Source organism: Geoalkalibacter ferrihydriticus DSM 17813, assembly GCF_000820505.1.
GTDB classification, from domain to species: Bacteria; Desulfobacterota; Desulfuromonadia; order Desulfuromonadales; family Geoalkalibacteraceae; genus Geoalkalibacter; species Geoalkalibacter ferrihydriticus.
In genome coordinates this window covers 24,105-45,193 of the sequence record NZ_JWJD01000011.1, presented here as the reverse complement: position 1 = coordinate 45,193, position 21,089 = coordinate 24,105, and the positions used below count along the sequence as shown (strand labels likewise).

Genomic DNA, 21,089 nt, shown 5'->3' with positions numbered 1-21,089 from the left:
ACGTCCCTTAGGACCCCGGCCCCTGATCCCGCGCCTTGAGTCCCCGCTCCAGTGTCACGACAAAATCCTGAACATTGGTCAGAATCGCGCGGGTGGTGAGCGAGCCGCGATTGATGAGTTTCTGCGCGGCGAATTCCGACATATCGACGCTGTAAAAAAACACCGGACGCACCGCCCCATCCGCCAGGACCTTATAGCTCGGCGCCATGTTGCCCGTCGCGATGGTGTGCAGCTGCGTCGCCAGGCAGATGACGGTGGTGGCGCGGCGTGCCAGGGCGCGCATGGTATCCTGGGCGGCATAGGCGTCGGCGACGACTTCGGGCAGCGGCCCGTCGTCGCGGATGGAGCCGGCGAAAACATAGGGGATCTCTTTCTCAACCAGGGCGTGAACGATGCCCTCGCCGACCAGGCCCCGCTTCACGGCGGCCTCGATGGAGCCCAACTCGCGCAGGGTGTTGAGGGCATCGAGATGCTTGTAATGGCCTCCCGCCACCGGGCGCTTGCGGTAGATCTCCCGGCCCAGGGCGGTGCCATAGAGGGCCGCTTCGAGATCGTGGGTGGGCAGGGCGTTGCCGGCCAGCAAACCCTGAACGTAGCCGTTGCGCACCAGGCGCACAAAGGCCGCGCGGGCATCGCGATCAAAGGCCAGGGCCGGCCCCAGCACCCAGAGAACAAAACCCGCCTCCCGCTCATGTTCGAGCAGCGTGGAAAGCTCATCGTAATCAAAGGAAAAGGAGGATTCACGGGTGGTCAGGGTACGAAAGGCGAATTTTTCGGGGCGCTGCTCGGCAAAGCGAAAACCGCTGGTATGCACATAGATGCCGTCGCTGCCATCCTCGTGCCGCCCGAGGGCGACCCGGTCACCGCACCGCAAGCGGCGAAATTCAACCACCTCCAGGGCACCCTTTTCTCCCCGGCGCACCACGCAGTCCATGCGCGAATCGGTCAGCAGGCGCCAGTCACCGGGAGCCAGATGCAGGTATTCGGGGAAAATCGAAGTGGCGTGATAATCCGGCGGCGCCACGCCGTCGCGTTGAACCCGCGCGAAGCGCGTCAGGGGCGCGGCGGCCAGTTTTGCCGTGGTGAAATCCGGGGGATGATAGGTCGGCAGGGAAAAGGACATGGGAAAATCTCCGGCGATGCAGGATTCTCCTATAATTTATCATGTCTTTTGCGCGCGCCAAGCACGGTGAAATCAATAAAGGGCACAGCGGCGATGAATGTGTCGGCCTGCACCTCGGGCGATCCCCAGACCTTCTCGGCAAAGCGCCGGTAAAGATGCGCTTCTTCCCTGAAGACCGTGCGAAAATCCGCGCGCAGCTCCAGGATTTCCAGCGCGTCTTCCCCTGGGAAATTATGGCTGCAACTCTGCGCCTGAAAAACCTCTCCGCCTTCATCGATATTGGGCAGCCCATGCAGCCGGCAGGTGGCCGGGCGATATGCGTAAACCAGACAGCGCCCCTGTGCGTCGAGCAGCGGGCAGGGCGTGTCGTCCTCCTCGGGCACCTCCCACTGGTCTTCAGGAAGATGATTGAGAGTGAAGGGATGGTCGAACCCCGGCCAGCGCTGTTGGAGACGAGCGATGATCGCCCAGGCGCGCTCAGCAACCTGTGTCTGCACCTTCGCCGGCAAGCGCCGCAACCCCTCCTGCAGCAGGGCGGCATCGAGCAGACTGATATCGAACAGCGCCCGGCAGCAGGCCGAACAACCAGCCGCGCAGCGGATGCGCTGGGAAAAGCGCTGCAAGCAGCGCTCAAACCAGCGGTCATAGTGTGCCAGGTGGCGGCCGTAGGCCGCCACCTCTTCACGCAGTTCGCTCACGGGCCGTCCGGGTCCAGGCAGGCGCGTAAATTCTCGCCCAAGGCTGTCATGAGTGCGAAATAGGCATCAGGCCCTTGCACCAATTCGGCCCCCAGCGGATCGAGCACGCCCAGGCGTGCGCCGCTGCCCTGCATCACCGTGTCCACCAGACGCGGGGTGAACTGGGGCTCGGCAAACACGCAGCGCGCGCCGCGCTCCCGGATCAGGCGCTGCACCTCGCGCACCCGCTGTGCGCCGGGCGTGCGCTCGGGGTTGAGGCTGATGGAGCCGACCGAGTTGAGTCCATAGCGCTGCTCCAGATACTGGTAGGCATCGTGAAACACGACAAAAGGCATTTCGCGCACCGGCGCCAGCTGCCGCCCGAGTTCGGCATCCAGGACCGCAAGGCGCTCCGTCAATTGCGCGGCATTGGCGGCCAAGCGTTCGCGCTGCTCGGGAAACAGCTTCTGCAACTCGGCCAGGGCAATCGCCACAATGGCTTGGGCATTGCCTGGATCAAGCCACAGGTGAGGATCAGAGCCGCCCTCCTGCTGATGTTTTTTCGCATGGCCATGACTGTCAGAGGCATGTTCGTGTCCATGGCCGTGCCCGTGCCCGTGGTCGTGGTCATGCGCGTCCCATACTCCGCCACTGCGCATCGGCAGAAGTTCGAGCCCCGGGGCCTCAGACAGACGTACAACGCGCGCATCGGCGCTCAAGGAACGCAGGGCCCGCGTCAGAAAAGTCTCCAGGTCGGGGCCGACCCAGAACACCAGATCCGCCGCGGCCAAAGCACGCGCCTGGGAAGGGCGCAACGCATAGCTGTGCGGCGACTCGCCGCCGGACAGCAACAGTTCAGCCTCGCCGATGCCGTCCAGCACCCCCGCCACCAGAGAATGCACCGGCTTGACGCTCACGACCACCTTGGGCTGCGCCCAGGCCGTTGAGGACAACAAAAGGGCGAATACAGAAAAAATCACTTTGAAGAACATAAAAAAACCTCCAACCGGCACGGACAAATTTGGACAACCAAGGACAAAGGACAAAAGCCCTTGCCCCGCAGAATATGTTAGGTTATAACATTTTCAAATCAAAAAACAGGAGAAAACCGCTTTGCGACCTGCCCCGGATCATCTGTTTCCCAGCCAGGACCATGACCATGCAACCTGCGTGGCCACCGCCCTCGATACCGCCGAAACCATCTGCCGCGCCCGCGGGGTGCGCCTGACCGAATTGCGGCGCCGGGTTCTCGAACTGGTCTGGAGCAACCACAAGCCGGTGGGCGCCTACGCTTTGCTGGCGCGCTTGCAGGAGAATGGCTCCGCGGCCCCGCCGACGGTCTACCGCGCCCTGGACTTTCTTCTGGAGCAGGGCCTTATCCACCGCGTTTCCTCCCTCAACGCCTTCGTCGGCTGCGCACGCCCCGGAGAAGATCACAGCGGCCAGTTTCTGATCTGTGAACAGTGCCAGAATCTGGTCGAACTCGATGACGCCGACATCAGCGCCGCCATCGCCCGCGGCAGCAGCGCTTCGGGTTTCGCCCCGCGTCTGCAGACAGTGGAAATCCTCGGCCTCTGTCCCCAGTGCCGGGACTAAACGATGACAAGCGCTGAAAGCCAAACGTTGCTGCGTGTGTCTGCCGTCAGCGTGCGTCTCGGGGATCGTGAAATCCTCAAAGCGGTCGATCTCAACGTTACCGCCGATGAAATCATTACCATCGTCGGCCCCAACGGTGCGGGCAAAACCACCCTGCTGCGCATCGCCCTGAACCTGCTTAAGCCGGACAGCGGCGAGGTCTGGCGCCAGCCCGGCCTGCGTCTGGGCTATGTGCCGCAGCGCCTGCACCTGGACGAAACCTTTCCCCTGAGCGTGCTCCGCTTTCTCAACCTGGCACCCACGGCCGGCCTTAAACCTCTGCGAGAGCTTGCCAACGCCGGACTCGGGCATCTTGCCGAGCGCCCTTTGCAGAAACTCTCCGGCGGCGAGTTACAGCGCGTGCTGCTGGTGCGGGCACAGCTCAACCGGCCGCAATTGCTGGTGCTCGATGAACCGACCCAGGGCATCGATGTGCATGGCCAGCAGGATTTCTATGAGTACCTCGGCACCCTGCGGCGGCGCCTCGGGTGCGCCATCCTCCTCGTCTCCCACGACCTGCATCTGGTTATGGGCGCCACCGACCGGGTGGTATGCCTCAACCGCCATATCTGCTGTAGCGGCACTCCCGAAGCCATCGCGCGCAACAGCGCTTTCATCGAGCTTTTCGGGGCGCGCGCCGACAGCCTCGCCATCTACAGCCATGACCGCAAGCACCGTCATCATCAGGAGAAAGCACAATGATTTTCGACGACTTTCTTCTGCGCGCCCTGTTCGGCGGCCTCGGCGTCGCTGCGGTATCCGGGCCCTTCGGTGTCTTCATGGTGTGGCGGCGCCTGGCCTATTTCGGTGACACCCTGGCGCACAGCGCCCTGCTCGGCATCGCCCTGGGACTTCTGCTGAACCTGGATCCGACCCTGGCGGTGATCGCCGTCTGTCAGTTGCTGGCCCTGCTGCTGTTTGCATTGCAACGCCAGCGCGAGCTGGCGAGCGACACCCTGCTCGGCATCCTCTCCCACGGCTCTCTGGCTCTGGGGCTTGTCGCCCTGGCCTTTATGCAGGATGTGCGGGTGGATCTCATGGCCTATCTGTTCGGCGATATCCTGGCCGTCAACCGCACCGATCTGGCCTGGATTTTCAGCGGCGGACTCCTCGCCATTACGGCGCTGGCCGCTATCTGGAGACCGCTGCTGGCCCTCACCGTGCATGAAGATCTGGCTCGGGTGGATGGGGTCCGGGTGGGTTTCGTGCAGTGGCTCTACACCGCACTGCTGGCTCTGGTGGTGGCGGTGATGATGAAAATCGTCGGCGTCATTCTGGTCACTGCCCTGCTCATCATTCCAGCCGCCACGGCACGTCGCCTGACCCGCACCCCCGAAACCATGGCCGCGGCGGCAAGCCTGGTCGGCTGCCTGGCGGTCGGCGGCGGGCTGGCCGCATCCCTGCAGTGGGACACCCCGGCAGGGCCGTCCATTGTCGTTGCCGCCGCCCTTCTGTTCATCCTGAGCCGTGCCGTGCCACGGCGTTTTTCTCGCGCCTGATTGCCGCGCTCCTTGGGTTTTTTCCAAACATCGGTTAGAGTAAAAACATCCTGTTGCGTTGCTATTCAGCCGCAACGTCCGACAGTGCCGCACCCTGCGGTGCATGCTGAACCCTTACGTTGCCTTTCAGCGGAGATCGCCATGACTCAACCTGACACACAGCGCGCCTGGGTGCAGGACATCCTGCACGATTTCTGGCAGAAATCCCCCGCCAACAGCCTGCACCTTGCAAGCTCTGAAAAAGCCTGGGCCGCGCCCCACTTTGCGGTGGCGCGCGGCGACGATCCCTGGTTTGCGCGCCTCAAGGACATGATCGGCCCCTTTTACTGGACACCCGAAGAAGCCTTTGCGCAAGCCTTTCCCGAGACACCCGCTGCGGCCTCCGAGTTGCGCGTGATCAGCTATGTGCTGCCGCAGACCGCCGCAACCCGCCACGACCAGCAGCGGGAAGATAAACTTCCCGCCGAGCGCTGGGCGCGCTCACGTTTTTTCGGTGAGCAGTTCAACTGCGACCTGCGTCTGCATCTGGCCGCGACCCTTACTGACGCCGGCTTCGCGTCTGTCGCACCCGAGCGCTTGCCAGGCTTTGACTACCGCACTTCAGAAAATTTCGGCATTGCCTCCAACTGGTCTGAACGCCACACCGCCTTCATTGCCGGGATGGGCACCTTCGGACTCTCCGACGGTCTCATTACCCCCTACGGCAAGGCGGTGCGTTTCGGTTCGGTGGTCACGCGCCTCGCACTGCCGGTCAGTGAACGACCCTACGGGGATGATCATCAGGCCTGGTGTTTGTGGCATGCACGCGGCACCTGCGGGGCCTGCGTGCGGCGCTGCCCGGTGAACGCCATCACCACCGTTCACGGCCACGACAAGGAGCGCTGCCGCACCTACATCCGTGAAGTGACGACGCCCTACACCACGGAAAAATTCGGCACCGGCGCCACCCCCTGCGGGCTGTGCCAGGTGAAGATCCCCTGCGAATCGCGGGTGCCCGTGTGAATCCCTTTTCCAGGCTCGGCAGGGCGTAAGTACGGATTTTCAATTTCCTTGTCCTTGCACGACCACTATGGTAGCGTTACATGTAACGCTGCCAAGAGAGGTGCCTACTGTGCAATCCCAAGCCAAATCGCCCAAGGATCGAGTAAAAAGTTACCGCAGCCGCATGCGCGCCGCAGGCCTCAAACCCGTCCAAATATGGGTGCCGGACGCGAATTCATGCGACTTTGCCGAGGAATGCCGCAGACAATCGCGCATTATTCGCAATGATCCCCTGGAAACCCGCGATCTTGAACTTCTGGCCGATCTCGCTGACTGGGGCCATGAATGAAACGAGGCGATCTCGTTCTGGTGGCGGTACCTGGGGCTTTCGGGAAACCCCGCCCCGCCTTGATCGTACAATCCGACTTGTTTGCGGAACATCCGAGCGTTACGATCTGCCTTCTGAGTAGCCATCTGCAACCGACACCGCTCTTTCGCTACACTGTTGAGCCCTTGCCGGAAAACGGACTGACTGTAAAATCCCAAGTCCAAGTCGACAAGCTGATGACTCTCCCCAGATCGAAAGCAGGACAAAAGATCGGCATTTTGACCGACCAGCAGATGCAGGAAATGACACGACTGCTCGCGTTATGGATCGGCATCGCCGGTTAGTCCGTTGAATTTCCCCACAAAAAAAGGGCGGCATCCCTTACCGGAATGCCGCCCTTTTTTTCTCTTCAGCCTTGCTTTTACAAATTGTTCTTGCGGCTGCGGTACTCGATCACCGGCCCCTTGCGCTCGGGACGGGGACGGCGCTCGCCACGCTCCCGAACCTCACTGTTGCGGTTGCCGCCGAAGCGGCCGGGGGCCGCGCCTTCGCGACGATTGCCGGGACGGCCCGCTGCGGGACGTGCGCTTCGCAAGGGACGGCTAGGCTCCAGCCCAGCAATGACCGATTGGTCCAAACGCTGGCCGATGTAGCGTTCAATACGCTGCAGGCGCAGGGCGTCATCACCGGCGGCAAAGGAAATCGCGATGCCGGAGGCGCCGGCGCGCCCGGTGCGACCGATACGATGTACGTAGTCTTCGGCCGACTGGGGCAGATCGAAATTGATTACGTGGCTGATGCCCGACACATCGAGGCCGCGTGCCGCTACATCGGTAGCCACCAGCAGGCGGATTTTACCGCGGCGCAGATCACCGACGGTGCGGTTGCGTGCGCCCTGATTCATGTCGCCGTGCAAGGCGGCGGCGCGATGTCCACCAGCGGTCAGTTCACGGGCCAGGCTGTCGGCATCGCGTTTGGTTGCGGAAAAGATGATGGCCCGTGTCACGGCCTGGTCGCCGGCCAGATGCTGGAGCAACTGCTTTTTGTGGTGAAGATTGTCGGCCACATGCAGATGCTGAACGATATGCTCGTGGGTCACCTTTTTGCCGGCGATGTCGATACGTACCGGGTCGCGCAGCAGACGCCGGGCGAGATCGGCCATGGTGCGGTCGAGGGTCGCGGTAAACAGAAGAGTCTGGCGGTTTGCCGGAGCAGCCGCGGTGATTTTCTCCACATCCTCTTTAAAACCCATGTCGAGCATGCGGTCGGCTTCATCGAGAATCAGAACTTCCAGGCGCGACAGATCGAGACTTCCGCGCTCCAGATGATCGATGAGCCGCCCCGGGGTTCCGACGACAAAATCGATGGGTGCGCCCAGACTCTTGAACTGAGGGCCGTAAGGTACGCCGCCGAGGATCACGGCGCTGCGCAGGTGCAGGTTGCGGCCGTAAGTGCGGGTCGCCTCGGTCACCTGCGCGGCCAGCTCGCGGGTGGGAGTCAGCACGAGTACGCGCGGAGCGCCCTTGGGGCCTTTTACGATAGTGGACAAGCGTTGCAAAGCCGGCAGCATAAACGCGGCAGTTTTGCCGGTGCCGGTCTGAGCCGAAGCGAGAACATCGCGGCCGGCGAGAATTTCGGGTATGGCTTTGGCCTGAATCGGGGTGGGTTCGGTGTAGCCACAGGATTTAATAGCTTGCAGAAGCGGGGCGGCCAGTTGCAGTTGGTCAAACGACATAGAGATTCCTTTCCCTTCAGCCGTTAGGGGCTTAAAGGGCGATACGAGGTGGCGTGCGGGCCGTCGGGACAAACAGATCTCCCGAACAATAGCGGCCGCAACACATCAGGACTGGCACTTGGGCCCCACGCGGTGAATCATCGCAGGGGGCGCTAACATCCTCGCCAACCTTAAGTGTTGCCACGGGCTCGAAGAAAAAGGAACCGGGTGCAGGAGGGTCAGTGAGCGATGGGACAGGGGGCAATGCAAAAGTTCGCACCGTCCTCCCATGGGACAGTCGATCGGCATAATACAGGAATCTGTCGCAAAGACAAGGACTTTTTTCGTATCGAAGGTTTTTGACTTTGGTCAAGGACTGTCGCAGCGGGTTCGGCTAAGGTTTTCTCCAGCCATTTTGCCGTGCCGATCTTTTTTCCTGGAGTTGTCAAGATGCCGAATGTTCTCTCTTTGCCGAAAGCCTTGCGCTTTTTACCGGTTTTTCTTTTCCTGATGCCTGCGGCCGTCACGAGTGTCCACGCAATGACCTCCACCATCACCTGTCATTGCTTTCAAGACCGCTCCTACGACCCGAACAGCCCGGCGGCCGCCGATGCCTATTTTCTCGCCAGCGCCCAGAACACCCTGCTGGCGACGGTCTTCGAACGCTCCAAGCGGGAAGTGGTGATGGCCAAGCAGACCGGCACCAGCAACGAGGATCTGTGGATCGCCTATCGCGCCGCCGCCCTCTCGTCCCTGGAGCCGCGCGCCCTTATGCAGGAAAGGCGACGTGCCGCTCACTGGGGCGAGGTTCTGGAAAAGCACCGTATCGACCTGGCAGTTCCCGGTGTCGAAATCCGCGATGGATGGGACGAAGTGCTGGCGCGCGCCGTTATCGACCAGGTGCTGCTGGAGCAGGGATTCGCCGATGCCGCAACCCTCAAGGGTTTGCGCGACGCCGGCTGTGATCCGCAACAGGCGATCCTGGCCGTATTGCTCGCGCACACCACCGGCCGTCCGGCCACTGCCATCTTCAGCCAGGTGCAGGAACAGAACCAGCCTTGGGGACAACTGCTTGCCGCCGCCGGCCTGGCCGACAATCTCGGCGCCGCCGTGCAACAAAGGGTGCATTCGGCAGGGCAATAAAGACAGGGGGCAAAGCCTTACATGGATAAACACGGATTTCAAATCCAGGCTCCAGCGCTATCCGCCTTGATCCAGCCTTTTCCGCGTTCATCTGCGTCCGAGGGTTAGGCGCGTCTCACTCCAGGGCAAAAGAGCGCACGTCGCTTTCCCTCAGGCTGCCGCGGGCGTTTTCCGCCGTCACTTTCCAATAGTAGGTAGCGCCGCCCGCCAATCCGGTCAGAGTCAGAGTGCGCTGCTCCGGATCCTCGCCCTCGATGATTTCCGGATCGACATCCTCATCAACCACAAAAATCAAGCCATTATCGCTCTCCACAAGGAAATCTCCGCTGTTGCCGTCGCCGCCTCCGCCGCTGCAAGAGAGTAACAGCCCAAGCACCAGCACCGCCGGCAGCAGACGCAGGCGTCGCCGGCAGGCAATCCCGGCCATGGCCAGCCCCACCATGGCCGGAAGCACGCCACCACCGCCTCCCGGCAGGCCAGGCTGCAGGGCATCCGCGGCCGCCACCACTTCCAGTGGGTGAGAAAACTCTGCGTCCAACGCCACCATCACCCGATTGGCCACCGGTTCTCCAAAACTGTCGGGCGGCTGCCGCCAGGCCAAAGTCACTTCGCTGCCCGCAATCACCGCGCTATTGGCCGGCGCCAGAAGTTCGGGCACCGGCGTGAAATCGAGATACTCATAGGCGACCGATGCACTGATCAGCCCATGGCCAAAGCTGTTATCCGGTCCCGCCGGCCCCCGATCAATGGCCGAAGCCCGCAGTGCTTCCTCGATCTCGGCCACTGTTGCGTCGGCAAAGGCTTCCATGAGCAACAGCATAACCCCGGCGACATGGGGCGCGGCGAAAGACGTTCCCGAAGCAGAAACAAATTCGCCGCCGATGTCGGTGGTGACGATACTGACCCCCGGCGCCGTCACATCGGGATAGATGCCGCCGTCGCACGCCGAGGGACCGCGCGCGCTGAAAGGGGCAATGCGATTGAGGCTGTCGGTAGCTCCAACGGCATAGCTTTCGGAATAGTTGGCCGGGCTTTCGCTGGTCGCCTCGTCCGGCCCCGCGTTGCCGGCCGCGAACACCACGGCGATGCCTGCCGCCTTGAGTGCCTGAACGGCGGGACGATAAACGGTGTTGCAGGAATCCTGCGTGGTGAGACCCCAGGAGTTGTTGACCGCCTGGGGCGCATCGTCGGTGGTCGGGTCGCCGTCGGGATCAAGCGCCCACTGCAGGGCCGCAATGATGTGCGAAGTGCGGGTCTGACGTTCGGGATGAAAAATACGCGCAGCGATCCATTGCGCCCCTGGAGCCACACCCAAACCATCGCCAGCCGCCACCACCCCGGCAACCGCCGTGCCGTGGGCGAGACCTTGCCCTTCGACAAAATCGCTCGGCTCCACAGTGCCGTCAAAGGGATCGAACCAGCTATTGGCTCCCCCGCGCCAGCGCGAACCCAGCAGAGGATGGCTCAAATCAACGCCCGTGTCGATGATGGCGACCACTTGCCCGGCACCCGTGAAACCCTGCTCCCAGAGTTGCGGCGCGCCCACCCGGGCAATGTTCCAGCCTGGTGAATTGTGCGCAAAGCTCGGCTCCACGGGCGGCGGCTCGGCAAACTCATCAAGATGCAAGGCTCTGACTTCGACCAGGGTTTGCAGTTCCGCAATTTGCGCGGGAGTGGCGCGAAAAGCCAAGCCGTCGATGAGCCACAGGGATTGGAGATCAGTGATGCCGCGACGCTGCAGAAAGGCAACCAGGGGCGCCTCATTCCCACGGGCCCGTGCGCGCAGGTCGCGCGCCAGGGACGCCCGCGTCTTAACACTGCGCTGCCGGACGAAATCCGGCACCTCCTGCGCCGCGTCAAGGATGAGGATGATATCCACCCTCTGCTCCGCAGAGGTATGTTGCAAAGCGGTACGCAGGCCGGGTGCGATTTCTGCTGCCGAGGAGTGCGAGACGGGAAGGATGGTCAGCAGGAGAGTCGCCAACAGGGCAGGCAGAATCGAGTCAAGAACGCGAAAAATTGACATATGCGATCCTCGCCGTATGGTTTTACCATTATAAAGCAAGAATCACGCCGCGCGACCACACGCATCAGCAGATCCGTGTGGTCGTCAAACCAGCTCTTGTTACAGGGATGGGTCGTTTGCCTTTCAAGCGGTGTCGATGAGCGCCAGCAGTTCTTCGGTCCTGGCGTGCATCAGCCCTGCGTCACCGCGGCTCTCCACGTTGAGACGCAGCACCGGTTCGGTGTTGGACAGGCGCAGATTGAAGCGCCAATCGGCAAATTCCATGCTCAATCCATCGGTGCGGTCGAGGGCCAGGGCCGCGTCTAGGTAGCGGGTTTCCACCGCCGCTACTGCCGCTTGTGGATTGTCGAGCCTGCGATTGATTTCGCCGCTTGCCGGAAAACGCGCCTGACGCTCACCCACCAGGGCCGACAGGGGCTTGCCGCCTTGTCCCATGATTTCCAGCACCAGCAGCCAGGGGATCATGCCGCTGTCGCAATAGGCGAAGTCGCGAAAATAATGATGCGCACTCATCTCGCCGCCGTACACTGCGTCTTCGGCGCGCATGCGCTCCTTGATAAAGGCGTGCCCGGTTTTGCTCTGGATGGGAACCCCGCCCGCCGCTTCCACCATTTCGATGGTGTTCCAGGTCAGGCGCGGATCATGGATGATGGGCGCGCCGGGATGTTTCTGCAGAATGCTTTCGGCGAGCAGCCCGACGATGTAATAACCTTCGATAAAATCGCCCGCCTCGTCAAAGAAAAAGCAGCGATCGAAATCCCCGTCCCAGGCCAGGCCCAGATCGGCGCCGTGGGCGCGCACCGCAGCGGCGGTGGCGTCGCGGTTTTCGGGCAGCAGCGGATTGGGAATGCCGTTGGGGAAGTTTCCGTCCGGCTCATGATGCACGCGGATAAATTCAAAAGGCAGCTGCTGCTCAAGCAGATCAAGCACCGGGCCGGCACAGCCGTTTCCGGCATTGACCACCACCTTGAGAGGTTTGAGCTGCGCGACGTCGACATAAGTCAGCAGATGGCGCACGTAAGCCGCCTTGAAATCTTGTGCAACCACCCGCCCCACAATCGCCGCCGGAGCAAAGTCGGCCGCCGCCGCCAGCGCGGCGATCTCATGCAGGCCGCTGTCGCCGCTGATGGGACGCGCCCCGGCGCGCACCAGCTTCATCCCGTTGTAATCCATGGGGTTGTGGCTGGCAGTCACCATGATGCCGCCATCCATCGCGCCATGAAAGGTGGCAAAGTAAATCTCCTCGGTCCCGCACAACCCGATATCCACCACATCGGCGCCGCCATCCGTCAGCCCGCGCGCCAATGCCGCGCACAACGAAGCACTGGACAAACGCACGTCGCGCCCCACCACAACCTTTTGCGGCTGAAGAAACTGCGCATAAGCCCGCCCGATGCGGTAGACGACGTCCTCGTTGAGCTCGTCAGGCAAACGCCCGCGAATGTCGTAGGCTTTAAAGCAGGGAAGTGACGTCCGTTGTCCGTTGTCCGTTGTCCGTGGTTGATTCATGAGTTATTGCTTCCTATGGATTTGAGATAGGCATTGATCTTCGGCACAAGCTCGTCGATGAGGCCGCGCTAGCGGCCATACCGATCCTCAAAGCGCACGATATCGTCTTCGCCGAGATAGCTGCCGCTTTGCACTTCGATCATTTCCAGGGGAATCTTTCCGGGGTTTTCCAGGCGGTGCTCGACACCCAGGGGAATGAAGGTCGATTCGTTTTCGGCGAGGATGAAAGTCTCTTCGCCGCGCGTGACGCGAGCGGTGCCGCGCACCACCACCCAGTGCTCGGCGCGGTGGTGATGGAGCTGGCGCGAGAGGCTGGCGCCGGGGTTGACGCTGATGCGCTTGACCTGAAAGCGGCCGTCCTGCACCAGCCCTTCGTAGCTGCCCCAGGGGCGGTTGACACGCCGATGCAGCAGTGCTTCTTCGCGGTCCTGGGCCTTGAGTTGCGCGACGATATCCTTGACCTCCTGAACCCGGTCGCGGCGCGCCACCAGCACCGCGTCGGCGGTTTCCACCACGATCATATCTTCCAGCCCCACCGCCGCGATCAGGCGGCGCTCGGCATGCAGGTAGCAGTTGCGGCTGTCGCTCACCAGGACGTCGCCGCGCCGCACGTTGCCGTCGGCATCACGCGCGCCGATCTCCCACAACGCCGACCAGGAGCCCACATCGTTCCATCCCGCCGCCAGAGGAATCACCACTGCCGCGTCGGTCTTCTCCATCACCGCATAGTCGATGGAATTACCCGGACAGGCGGCAAAGGCATCGGCGTTCAGACGTATGAAATCCAGATCCCGCTCCGCCTCATCCAGCGCCGCGCGACACCAGCGCAGAATCTCCGGCGCCAGCCGCTCCAATTCCTCCAGAAAACGCGAGGCCTTGAACAGAAACATCCCGCTGTTCCAGAAATACTCCCCCGAGGCCAGATAAGCCCGCGCCGTCGCCAAGTCGGGCTTTTCGACGAATTGGGCGACGGCAAAGGCTGCGTCCGTTGTCCGTGGCCCGTTGTCCGTGGCTTCAGAAATCCCCAACTGACAACGGACAACGGACGACTGACGGCTACATTCGAGCGGTTGACCCGCTCGAATGTAGCCATACCCCGTCTCCGGCGCCGTTGGCACGATGCCGAAGGTGATCAGACGACCCTCCTGCGCCAGAGGCGCGCCCATCTCCACCGCCGCGCGCAGGGCTTCGGGACGCTCGATCACATGATCGGCGGGCAATACCAGCAGCAGCGGGTCTTCGCCGTCCGCCATGGCCTGCAGCGCCGCCACCGCCACCGCCGGGGCGGTATTGCGCCCCAGGGGCTCGAGGATGATCGCCGCCGGGGTACGCTGCGCCTGGCGCATTTGCTCAGCCACCATGAAACGGTGCGCCTCGTTGCACACCACCAGGGGCGCGCTCAATTGCGCCACACCCTCCAGACGCAGGGCGGTGTCCTGCAGCATGGTGCGTTCGCCCGCCAGGGGCAGCAGCTGCTTGGGATAGAGTTCGCGCGACAGCGGCCACAGTCGCGTGCCGGCGCCGCCGGACAGGATGACGGGGACAATCATGGGAAACCTCGTGGCGATGGGATAATAAAACAACAAAACCGGCCTCTACCTTAAGGCAGATAAAGCCGGTTTTCAACTTTTGCGACACACCACGCCGGGACAATGCGCGCGTCTCTTCTCTATCTAGCCCGCCTTCTCGCCGGCGACCCGACCTCTGCGGTGGCGCCGGTCGGCAAGCCTGATCACCACGCCCTCCTGATTCTGGCGCCGGTCGGGTTCGACGAAAAGCTGCTCATATGCGGGGTTGCCGGGTTCCGGCGGCTGATATTCGGGAACGATGGTACGCAGCAGCGCGCGCACCCGTTCCATATCCATAGCCCGTTCGGCCTGATACAGCTCCTCGATCTGCCGCGCAAGAATCTGCGGTTCGCAAAAGGCCGCGCGCGCCACGCGGATTTTTTCATGGGCGGTCGGCATGATGCCTTCACCCGCCAGCAAGAGTTCCTCGTAGAGTTTTTCGCCGGGGCGCAGCCCGGTGAATACAATTTCTACATCCTCGTAGGGACGCATCCCCGAGAGGCGGATCAGCTGTTCGGCCAGATTCAGAATTTTGACCGGTTCTCCCATATCCAGCAGGAAGATTTCACCGCCCTTGCCCATGCTGCCGGCCTGCAGAACCAACTGCGTGGCTTCGGGAATGGTCATGAAAAAGCGCGTGACTTCCGGATGGGTCACCTTAATCGGGCCCCCGGCCGCAATCTGCGACTTGAAGATGGGCACGACGCTGCCCGCGCTGCCCAACACGTTGCCAAAGCGAACCGTCACATACTGCGTCTTGCTGCGCCTGCTGAGATCCTGCACATAGAGTTCGGCGGCGCGCTTGGTCGCGCCCATGATGTTGGTGGGGTTAACCGCCTTGTCCGTCGAAATCATGACAAAGCTCTCGGCCTTGAAAACATGGGCCGCATCGGCGATGATCTTGGTGCCGCGCACGTTGTTGTTGGCGGCCTCCGCCGGATTGTGCTCCATCATGGGCACATGCTTGTAGGCGGCGGCGTGAAACACCACCTGCGGCTGAAATTCGTCGAAAATCGCCTCAACCCGCGCCCGGTAGCGCACATCGCCGATGATGGCGGCGACGGGGATATCGGGAAAGGCCTCGCCGAGCTCCTTCTCCACATAAAACAGGGGCGACTCGGCATTGTCGAACAGCACCAGCTTGGCCGGCCCAAAACGCGCCACCTGACGGCAAATCTCGCTGCCGATGCTGCCGGCCGCACCCGTCACCAGCACCCGCTTGCCGCCGAGGAAGGCTTTGATGCGATCGACCTCGATGCGCACCATGTCACGGCCGAGCAGATCCTCGACATCCACCGGGCGCACCTGTTGAATGGTCACCCGGCCCTCGATGAGATCACCCACTCCCGGCAGGGTTTTGAAGGCAACGCCCGCACCCTGGCAGCGCTCGACGATTTTACGCAACTGCTTGCCCGTGGCCGAGGGGATGGCGATGATGACCTCGTCGATCTTTTCCCTGGCGCAGAGTTCGGCCAGGCGCTCCTGGCCACCGAGCACTTTGAATCCCTGAAAGCGCCGCCCCTGTTTCTCCGCGTCATCATCGACAAAACCGGCCACGGTCTTGTCGATGTCGGGATTGGAGCGGATTTCGCGCACCAGCATCTGCCCGGCCTGACCGGCACCGACGATCAAAACCCGCTTCTGATTGAGAGATCTGGCGCGCAGCCGGGGGAAATAATTTTCTCGAAAGGCCCGGGTGAGAAACCGGACACCACAGGAAAAAAGAAAGCAAAAGACCCCGTCAAGAATCAGCACCGAACGCGGCACCCCCGCCACCCCGTGGACGAACACCACGTAGAGCACCACCGCCAACGAGGCCGCCAGATTGGCCTTGAACACATCGAAAACATCGGCCAGCGATACATAGCGCCACCAGCCGTGACTCAGTCCGAAACCCCAGAAAATCGCATGCTTGATCAGCAGAACGGGCAGCACCATCTCGAGAAAGATGCGCCACTGCGCCCCGGGAATCTGGAAATCGAAACGCAGCAGAAAGGCGAGGAAAAAAGCAGAGGCAATAATGACGGTCTTAAGACCAAAAATGATCCAGGATCTTTTGCTGAGAACTAAAGAAGACTTCATAAACCTGTATAAACCCCTCAAGGTTTTGCGTCCCATGCCATATCAGACCGCGCAGCACGGGCCAACCCATCCGTAGACGATAAAAACAGCACAAAATTGAGCCATTAGCATAGAACAAAATTTCCCGACTTGTCTATCAGGAAAAACCTGAAAAAGGGGTTCGCAAAACCTGAAAGCACTCCAAGGCCCCTCAAAAACTACAAAGATTGACAATCTTTGTATAGCGCCCTATTCTTTGATTAAAGTCCCTCGATACGGAGAAAGTTATGCACATCTCACTGACACCGGAATTGGTAGCCCGCGTCAAAGCCAAGGTTGAAAGCGGCCTCTACAGCAACGCCAGCGAGGTCATCCGAGAAGCCTTGCGCTTTATGGATGCCCACGAAGAGTGGATCTATGAGATCAAGCTCGCTCGTTTGCGCGAACAGATCCAAATGGGCGTTGACCAACTTAAGCAGGGGCAAGGGATCAGGATTGAATCCAGAAAAGAGCTTGATAAATTGTTTGATGATCTCCGGGGCGAGCCTCGTTCATGAGCCATCATCATCTGGTCATCTCACCCGCTGCACGAGATGACCTCAGAGACATTTATCTATTTAGTCTGCGAAACTGGGGGCAGAACCAGTCATCCAAGTATATCGAGAATCTCAAAGAATGTCTTTGGTCGCTGACTGAACGGCCTCATATCGGCATGGAGCGCCCCGAACTTCTCCCTGAGATCCGAAGTTTTCCGATTGAAAGTCACATCGTATTTTATCAGGTGCAATCCAAGCACATCACGATTGTCCGCGTGTTACACAGCAGACAGGATCCAAATCGGCTCGTCTAAATAGCGACCCAGCGGTTACAGGTATTTCGTTTTCCCTCAAGAGCCCCCCCTGCTGGTTGTGCGAACCACGCCATTCAGACGCGCACCGCCACGCCCAGCGCCTCCAACTCTCCCCTGAGCGCGGCCTTGGCTTGCGCCTCGCCATGGACCAGATGCACCAACTTTGGACGGCGGCGCATGCGTTTGATGAAATTGAGCAGATTGCGCTGATCGGCGTGGGCACTGTAGCCCGAGAGAGTATGCACCTGGGCGCGAATGTCGTAGCGCTTGCCGTCGAGCGTCACATAACCGCCGCGCGGGCCGTACTGCTGGATCGCCCGCCCCGGCGTGCCCGCCGCCTGATAGCCGACGAACAGCACATCGGTGGCGGGCTCCGCGAGAAGCGCCTTAAGATAGTTGACGATGCGCCCGCCCGCGCACATGCCGCTGCCGGCGATCACCACGCAGGGACGGCGGGTGCGGTGCAGATAGTCGACAGTGTGCAGATGATCGGCGTGGCTGTCGATAGTGGTGAGTTGTTCGAAGGCCAGGGGATGGCGCCCGGCGCGCAGGCGTTGCTGCGCTTCGGCGTCCCAGAAGGGCTTGAGGCGTCGATAGGCCTCGGTGAACCGGCTCGCCAGGGGCGAATCGACGATGATCTCCAGATCCGCCCAGGGCACGCCGGGCGCGGCCTCGCGCCGTCCTTGACGATGAATGATACCTTCTATCTCGTAAAGCAGCTCCTGGGTGCGGCCGATGCTGAAGGCCGGCACCAGCACCACGCCGCGATCAACCAACGCATGTTCAAGGAGCGTTTGCAGGCGTGAACGGCGGGAGCGGCGATCCGCATGCACGCGATCGCCGTAAGTGCTCTCCAGCACCACCACATCCGCCCCATAAGGCGACTTCGGCGCCGGTAAAAGCGGCGCAAAAGGCGCGCCGAGATCGCCGGAAAAGAGCACCCGCGACGCATCACCGCAGGCACTTTTCACCCGGCACTCCACGTAGGCCGAGCCCAGAATGTGACCCGCGCGCCGCAGCTTGATGTCGAGGCGGGCAGAGCCGCTCAGGGGCACCTCACGCCATTGGCCGTAAGGCAGAGCCACCAGTCGTTGTTCGAGCAGGGCGACAAATTTCTCGATAAGACGTTGATCGCGGGTGAAGCCGATTTTTATCGCATCTTCCAGCATCAGCGGCAGAAGCAGCGCCGTCGGTTCGCTGCAATAGATGGGACCGGCAAAACCGGCGGCCAGCAGATAGGGAATCCTGCCCACGTGGTCGATATGGGCATGGGTGACCACCAGAGCCTTGATGTGCGTCAGGGTAAAATCGATTTCAAGAGATGAAGCCTCCTGCGAACCGCTGAGCCGTTCGGCATCCTCGCCCTGGAACAGGCCGCAGTCGACGAGCAGGCCGTTTTCATCATCAACCCGCAATTCATGGCAGGACCCGGTCACGCCGTCCTTTCCGCCATGATGGACAATCTCGGGGAACACCTCCACAACCACCTCCTATAAATGCAAAAATCTAAATAAACTGCGAATCCCTTATCGGTAACCCGTGACCCTGAGACAAACGTGGTCCCAACCAGGAAGTCAACTGTTCAACAACGTCCCCAAATTGATTGCCCTTATCGCTTTTATCCGCCTTGATCGGCGTTCGGAATAGAGTCTTCAGCCTTGCCCTGGCCACAAGCGGCCCCGCGCACCAGGGTTCCGCAAGAAAATCAAAACATCGACAACGTCCCCGCCAGGCTCCGGTAAACACCGTCCCACCCCTCTATTCCCCCCGCACCCGATCCCCCGATCCTTTGCCGGTGACCGTTTGCAGGATGTAAGAAAAGTACTTGCCGATGGTCAACTCCTTGATCATTTTCGCGTCGGTTTCCGCCAGCAGTTGCGGGGTCGACATATCGATTGCGTTGATCTGCGCAAGACCGGTGACGCCGGGGCGCACGGAATAGACGCCTCGCTTGTCACGCTCAGCGATCAGCTCGGCCTGATTGAACAAATTGGGGCGCGGACCCACCAGACTCATCTCGCCCTTAAGCACGTTCCACAGCTGCGGCAGCTCATCGAGCTTGGTTTTACGTAAAAAGCTACCGATCCTGGTGATGGAAGAGGTCGATGCCAGATGACTTGCCACAGATGCCGTATCCAGCTTCATCGTACGAAACTTCACCAGAATGAATGACTTTTTGTGCTTTCCGACCCGCTCCTGACGAAAGATGGGGGAACCTGTGTCAAAGTATCCCAGAACAGTGATGATGATAAAAACCGGGGCGCCAAGAATTAAGCCGGTAAGGGAAAGGACAATGTCAAAAATCCGGAGCATGGGGTGTTCCTATGTAAAGGTGTTAGAAAGTGAGATAGCAGGAAAGGAAAATCAGTAAGGTAGCGAGATTGCGAGATTGCGAGATTGCGAGATTGCGAGAGAGGATTTGACCTTACTACCTCGCTACCTCGCTACCTCGCTGCCCTATCAACTCACTAATTTCCTGACTGACTTCATGTATCCGTAAAGTAGACGATCTACATCGGTCATCAAAGATGAGACTAGTTGAGCATCTGTGCCAGACACGAATTTGATCCTTAAGGCTATTTCCAGATGGGTGTCAAGTTCGCTTAATAATGCTCTGGCGATATTCAGAAAGTGCAGCTGATCTTTCGGCCCTGTCCTCGCTGCCCCTTCTGCAATATTTGCAGACACACTTACCGCGGCACGGCGCATTTGACTGACGAGTCCAAATAGCTCAGATTTGGGAAAAGATTCTGTAATACGATACGTATCTACCGACAGATCAACCGCTTTCTGCCAGACATTTAGTTTTTTATGTGGCTTTTCCATTTTCACTTCCTCGCTACTTGCTATCTCGCTCTCTCACTGCCTCTACCTTCTCGCTACTTGCTCTCTCGCTCCCTCGCTGCCTTCCCCAGTCCCTCCCCCACCCTCACCGGCGGTTCCCATCCCAGCACCTCTCTGGCCTTGGAAATATCTACCTGCAGATTGCCGCACAAGCGCTGAGCCATGGCCTGTTTGCCGAGCAATCGCGCACCGAACTTGAGTACCGACATGGGCACCGGAATCAGGCGCGCGGGTTTGCCCATGGCCTGCCCGACGCGACGCAGCAGTTCGGTGGTGGAGAGGTCTTCGCCGTCGGCGACGAGAAAGGTCTGGTTGGCGGCGGCGGGGTGATCGATGCAGGTGATGATGAAATCGACGAGGTTGTCGAGGGCGACCAGGCTGCGTTGGTTGCGGATGGCGCCGAGGGGCAGGGGGATGCCTTTGCCGATCCAGCGCATCATGCCGGAAAAATTGCCTTTGACGCCGGGGCCGTAGACCAGGGGCGGGCGGATGATGACGATTTCCAGACCGGTTTCGGTGGACAAGCGGTGCAGACCCTCTTCAGCTTCGTGCTTGGAGATACCGTAGGGATCTTGAGGGGCGGGGGAATCTTGTTCGGTGAATGGCCGGCCGGGGGCAGTCTGTTCGCCGTTGACCTTGACGGAACTGAGGAAAATGAAGCGCTTGACACCGGCGGCAGCGGCGTGTTGTGCGAAGTTGAGGGTGCCGGCGACATTGACGCGGCGGAATTCGGCCAGGGGATCGCTGGAGCTATCGTTCATGACATGGGCACGGGCCGCCAGATGGATAACGGTATCAACCCCGCTTAGCGCCTGCTCCCAATCAGTTTCAGGACCGATGTCGCCGACGACCACTGCGTTTGCCAAAGATGACGGATGGCGAAGGGCACAGCGCAAATCACGCCCTTCGGACCCGAGTCGCGAACAGAGCCCACGACCGACAAAGCCTGTAGCGCCGGTGATTAAAATTCTAGACACAAACTCCCCCTCAGTACTCAGATACGGCTAATTGAATGCAGATAAAAACGGATGGACGCAGATAAAATTCCATTGACGATTTAACTGAATTCATGACGCCCTTCATTTGTGTTCATCCCATTCATCAGGGTTCGAAAAATTCTTGGTGCCTTAG

At 60.7% G+C, this 21,089-nt stretch carries 21 protein-coding genes; 9 read left to right on the top strand and 12 right to left on the bottom strand.

The features are described from left to right. Positions 1–7 precede the first annotated feature (7 nt). The 3 genes from GFER_RS16795 to znuA are packed head-to-tail and all read right to left on the bottom strand — an operon-like array spanning position 8 to position 2,792. On the bottom strand, positions 8–1,123 hold the full coding sequence (locus GFER_RS16795) for a putative NPN-dependent ornithine cyclodeaminase (RefSeq protein WP_040101200.1): 1,116 nt from the start codon (positions 1,121–1,123) through the stop codon (positions 8–10). A 29-nt stretch (positions 1,124–1,152) separates the two neighbouring features. After that, the gene (locus GFER_RS16790) at positions 1,153–1,821 is read right to left on the bottom strand and encodes a YkgJ family cysteine cluster protein (RefSeq protein ID WP_161807429.1); all 669 of its coding nucleotides are present in this window, start codon (positions 1,819–1,821) and stop codon (positions 1,153–1,155) included. Beyond that, a complete protein-coding gene (gene znuA / locus GFER_RS16785) occupies positions 1,818–2,792 on the bottom strand; it encodes a zinc ABC transporter substrate-binding protein ZnuA (RefSeq protein WP_040101199.1) in 975 nt (324 codons plus the stop codon). The genes GFER_RS16790 and znuA overlap by 4 nt, the downstream gene beginning before the upstream one ends. A gap of 121 nt (positions 2,793–2,913) precedes the next feature. Between znuA and GFER_RS16780 the strand changes: the two genes are divergently transcribed. The 6 genes from GFER_RS16780 to GFER_RS16760 all read left to right on the top strand — a co-directional run bounded on the left by GFER_RS16780 (position 2,914) and on the right by GFER_RS16760 (position 6,587). Continuing rightward, positions 2,914–3,396: a Fur family transcriptional regulator gene (locus GFER_RS16780; RefSeq protein WP_040101197.1), complete on the top strand. Its 483-nt coding sequence runs from the start codon at positions 2,914–2,916 to the stop codon at positions 3,394–3,396. A gap of 3 nt (positions 3,397–3,399) precedes the next feature. Then, complete coding sequence (locus GFER_RS16775) at positions 3,400–4,137, top strand: ATP-binding cassette domain-containing protein (protein ID WP_052446541.1); 738 nt, start codon at positions 3,400–3,402, stop codon at positions 4,135–4,137. Then, the gene (gene znuB, locus GFER_RS16770) at positions 4,134–4,934 is read left to right on the top strand and encodes a zinc ABC transporter permease subunit ZnuB (protein WP_040101196.1); all 801 of its coding nucleotides are present in this window, start codon (positions 4,134–4,136) and stop codon (positions 4,932–4,934) included. Before GFER_RS16775 ends, znuB begins: the two co-directional genes overlap by 4 nt. A gap of 141 nt (positions 4,935–5,075) precedes the next feature. Continuing rightward, positions 5,076–5,936: a 4Fe-4S ferredoxin gene (locus GFER_RS16765; RefSeq protein ID WP_040101195.1), complete on the top strand. Its 861-nt coding sequence runs from the start codon at positions 5,076–5,078 to the stop codon at positions 5,934–5,936. A 109-nt stretch (positions 5,937–6,045) separates the two neighbouring features. Next, the gene (locus GFER_RS18425; RefSeq protein ID WP_200889362.1) at positions 6,046–6,264 is read left to right on the top strand and encodes an antitoxin MazE family protein; all 219 of its coding nucleotides are present in this window, start codon (positions 6,046–6,048) and stop codon (positions 6,262–6,264) included. Beyond that, positions 6,261–6,587 carry a type II toxin-antitoxin system PemK/MazF family toxin gene (locus GFER_RS16760; protein WP_040101194.1) on the top strand — a complete coding sequence of 109 codons (327 nt, stop codon included), beginning with the start codon at positions 6,261–6,263 and terminating at the stop codon, positions 6,585–6,587. Before GFER_RS18425 ends, GFER_RS16760 begins: the two co-directional genes overlap by 4 nt. A 77-nt stretch (positions 6,588–6,664) precedes the next feature. Here the strand turns inward: GFER_RS16760 and GFER_RS16755 are convergent, their stop codons facing one another. Further along, positions 6,665–7,978 carry a DEAD/DEAH box helicase gene (locus GFER_RS16755; RefSeq protein ID WP_040101192.1) on the bottom strand — a complete coding sequence of 438 codons (1,314 nt, stop codon included), beginning with the start codon at positions 7,976–7,978 and terminating at the stop codon, positions 6,665–6,667. 429 nt (positions 7,979–8,407) lie between these two features. Between GFER_RS16755 and GFER_RS16750 the strand changes: the two genes are divergently transcribed. Continuing rightward, positions 8,408–9,100, top strand: a complete 693-nt coding sequence (locus tag GFER_RS16750) for a hypothetical protein (protein WP_052446540.1) — start codon at positions 8,408–8,410, stop codon at positions 9,098–9,100. Between the two features lie 115 nt (positions 9,101–9,215). Here the strand turns inward: GFER_RS16750 and GFER_RS16745 are convergent, their stop codons facing one another. From GFER_RS16745 to GFER_RS16730, 4 genes are all read right to left on the bottom strand, one after another. After that, positions 9,216–11,126: a S8 family peptidase gene (locus GFER_RS16745; protein ID WP_040101191.1), complete on the bottom strand. Its 1,911-nt coding sequence runs from the start codon at positions 11,124–11,126 to the stop codon at positions 9,216–9,218. A gap of 123 nt (positions 11,127–11,249) precedes the next feature. Further along, positions 11,250–12,635, bottom strand: a complete 1,386-nt coding sequence (locus GFER_RS16740; protein WP_052446539.1) for a phosphohexomutase domain-containing protein — start codon at positions 12,633–12,635, stop codon at positions 11,250–11,252. A 68-nt stretch (positions 12,636–12,703) separates the two neighbouring features. Beyond that, on the bottom strand, positions 12,704–14,185 hold the full coding sequence (locus GFER_RS16735) for a mannose-1-phosphate guanylyltransferase/mannose-6-phosphate isomerase (RefSeq protein ID WP_040101190.1): 1,482 nt from the start codon (positions 14,183–14,185) through the stop codon (positions 12,704–12,706). Between the two features lie 123 nt (positions 14,186–14,308). Continuing rightward, positions 14,309–16,285, bottom strand: a complete 1,977-nt coding sequence (locus tag GFER_RS16730) for a polysaccharide biosynthesis protein (protein ID WP_052446538.1) — start codon at positions 16,283–16,285, stop codon at positions 14,309–14,311. 266 nt (positions 16,286–16,551) lie between these two features. Between GFER_RS16730 and GFER_RS16725 the strand changes: the two genes are divergently transcribed. Both GFER_RS16725 and GFER_RS19835 read left to right on the top strand, forming a co-directional pair. Next, a complete protein-coding gene (locus GFER_RS16725; protein ID WP_040101188.1) occupies positions 16,552–16,821 on the top strand; it encodes a type II toxin-antitoxin system ParD family antitoxin in 270 nt (89 codons plus the stop codon). Then, positions 16,818–17,114: a type II toxin-antitoxin system RelE/ParE family toxin gene (locus GFER_RS19835; protein WP_074669618.1), complete on the top strand. Its 297-nt coding sequence runs from the start codon at positions 16,818–16,820 to the stop codon at positions 17,112–17,114. Before GFER_RS16725 ends, GFER_RS19835 begins: the two co-directional genes overlap by 4 nt. Before the next feature lie 74 nt (positions 17,115–17,188). On the opposite strand, the gene GFER_RS16720 is transcribed toward GFER_RS19835, so the two are convergent. The 4 genes from GFER_RS16720 to GFER_RS16705 all read right to left on the bottom strand — a co-directional run bounded on the left by GFER_RS16720 (position 17,189) and on the right by GFER_RS16705 (position 20,935). After that, a complete protein-coding gene (locus GFER_RS16720; RefSeq protein WP_040101234.1) occupies positions 17,189–18,589 on the bottom strand; it encodes an MBL fold metallo-hydrolase RNA specificity domain-containing protein in 1,401 nt (466 codons plus the stop codon). 283 nt (positions 18,590–18,872) lie between these two features. Further along, positions 18,873–19,427, bottom strand: coding sequence for a sugar transferase (locus tag GFER_RS16715; protein WP_040101187.1), 555 nt, complete (start codon positions 19,425–19,427; stop codon positions 18,873–18,875). 147 nt (positions 19,428–19,574) lie between these two features. Further along, positions 19,575–19,940 carry a four helix bundle protein gene (locus tag GFER_RS16710; protein ID WP_040101186.1) on the bottom strand — a complete coding sequence of 122 codons (366 nt, stop codon included), beginning with the start codon at positions 19,938–19,940 and terminating at the stop codon, positions 19,575–19,577. Positions 19,941–19,993: 53 nt separating this feature from the next. Continuing rightward, positions 19,994–20,935 carry a UDP-glucose 4-epimerase family protein gene (locus GFER_RS16705; RefSeq protein ID WP_074669617.1) on the bottom strand — a complete coding sequence of 314 codons (942 nt, stop codon included), beginning with the start codon at positions 20,933–20,935 and terminating at the stop codon, positions 19,994–19,996. Positions 20,936–21,089 lie beyond the last annotated feature (154 nt).

What these genes read in the sequence shown, in the direction of transcription:
- GFER_RS16750 (WP_052446540.1), top strand. Translation starts at nt 8,408, where the DNA reads ATGCCGAATGTTCTCTCTTTGCCGAAAGCCTTGCGCTTTTTACCGGTT.
- GFER_RS16755 (WP_040101192.1), bottom strand. Translation starts at nt 7,978, where the DNA reads ATGTCGTTTGACCAACTGCAACTGGCCGCCCCGCTTCTGCAAGCTATT.
- GFER_RS16710 (WP_040101186.1), bottom strand. Translation starts at nt 19,940, where the DNA reads ATGGAAAAGCCACATAAAAAACTAAATGTCTGGCAGAAAGCGGTTGAT.
- GFER_RS16775 (WP_052446541.1), top strand. Translation starts at nt 3,400, where the DNA reads ATGACAAGCGCTGAAAGCCAAACGTTGCTGCGTGTGTCTGCCGTCAGC.
- GFER_RS16735 (WP_040101190.1), bottom strand. Translation starts at nt 14,185, where the DNA reads ATGATTGTCCCCGTCATCCTGTCCGGCGGCGCCGGCACGCGACTGTGG.
- GFER_RS16745 (WP_040101191.1), bottom strand. Translation starts at nt 11,126, where the DNA reads ATGTCAATTTTTCGCGTTCTTGACTCGATTCTGCCTGCCCTGTTGGCG.
- GFER_RS16730 (WP_052446538.1), bottom strand. Translation starts at nt 16,285, where the DNA reads ATGAAGTCTTCTTTAGTTCTCAGCAAAAGATCCTGGATCATTTTTGGT.
- znuA (WP_040101199.1), bottom strand. Translation starts at nt 2,792, where the DNA reads ATGTTCTTCAAAGTGATTTTTTCTGTATTCGCCCTTTTGTTGTCCTCA.
- GFER_RS16725 (WP_040101188.1), top strand. Translation starts at nt 16,552, where the DNA reads ATGCACATCTCACTGACACCGGAATTGGTAGCCCGCGTCAAAGCCAAG.
- znuB (WP_040101196.1), top strand. Translation starts at nt 4,134, where the DNA reads ATGATTTTCGACGACTTTCTTCTGCGCGCCCTGTTCGGCGGCCTCGGC.
- GFER_RS16740 (WP_052446539.1), bottom strand. Translation starts at nt 12,635, where the DNA reads ATGAATCAACCACGGACAACGGACAACGGACAACGGACGTCACTTCCC.
- GFER_RS16715 (WP_040101187.1), bottom strand. Translation starts at nt 19,427, where the DNA reads ATGCTCCGGATTTTTGACATTGTCCTTTCCCTTACCGGCTTAATTCTT.
- GFER_RS16795 (WP_040101200.1), bottom strand. Translation starts at nt 1,123, where the DNA reads ATGTCCTTTTCCCTGCCGACCTATCATCCCCCGGATTTCACCACGGCA.
- GFER_RS16765 (WP_040101195.1), top strand. Translation starts at nt 5,076, where the DNA reads ATGACTCAACCTGACACACAGCGCGCCTGGGTGCAGGACATCCTGCAC.
- GFER_RS16760 (WP_040101194.1), top strand. Translation starts at nt 6,261, where the DNA reads ATGAAACGAGGCGATCTCGTTCTGGTGGCGGTACCTGGGGCTTTCGGG.
- GFER_RS19835 (WP_074669618.1), top strand. Translation starts at nt 16,818, where the DNA reads ATGAGCCATCATCATCTGGTCATCTCACCCGCTGCACGAGATGACCTC.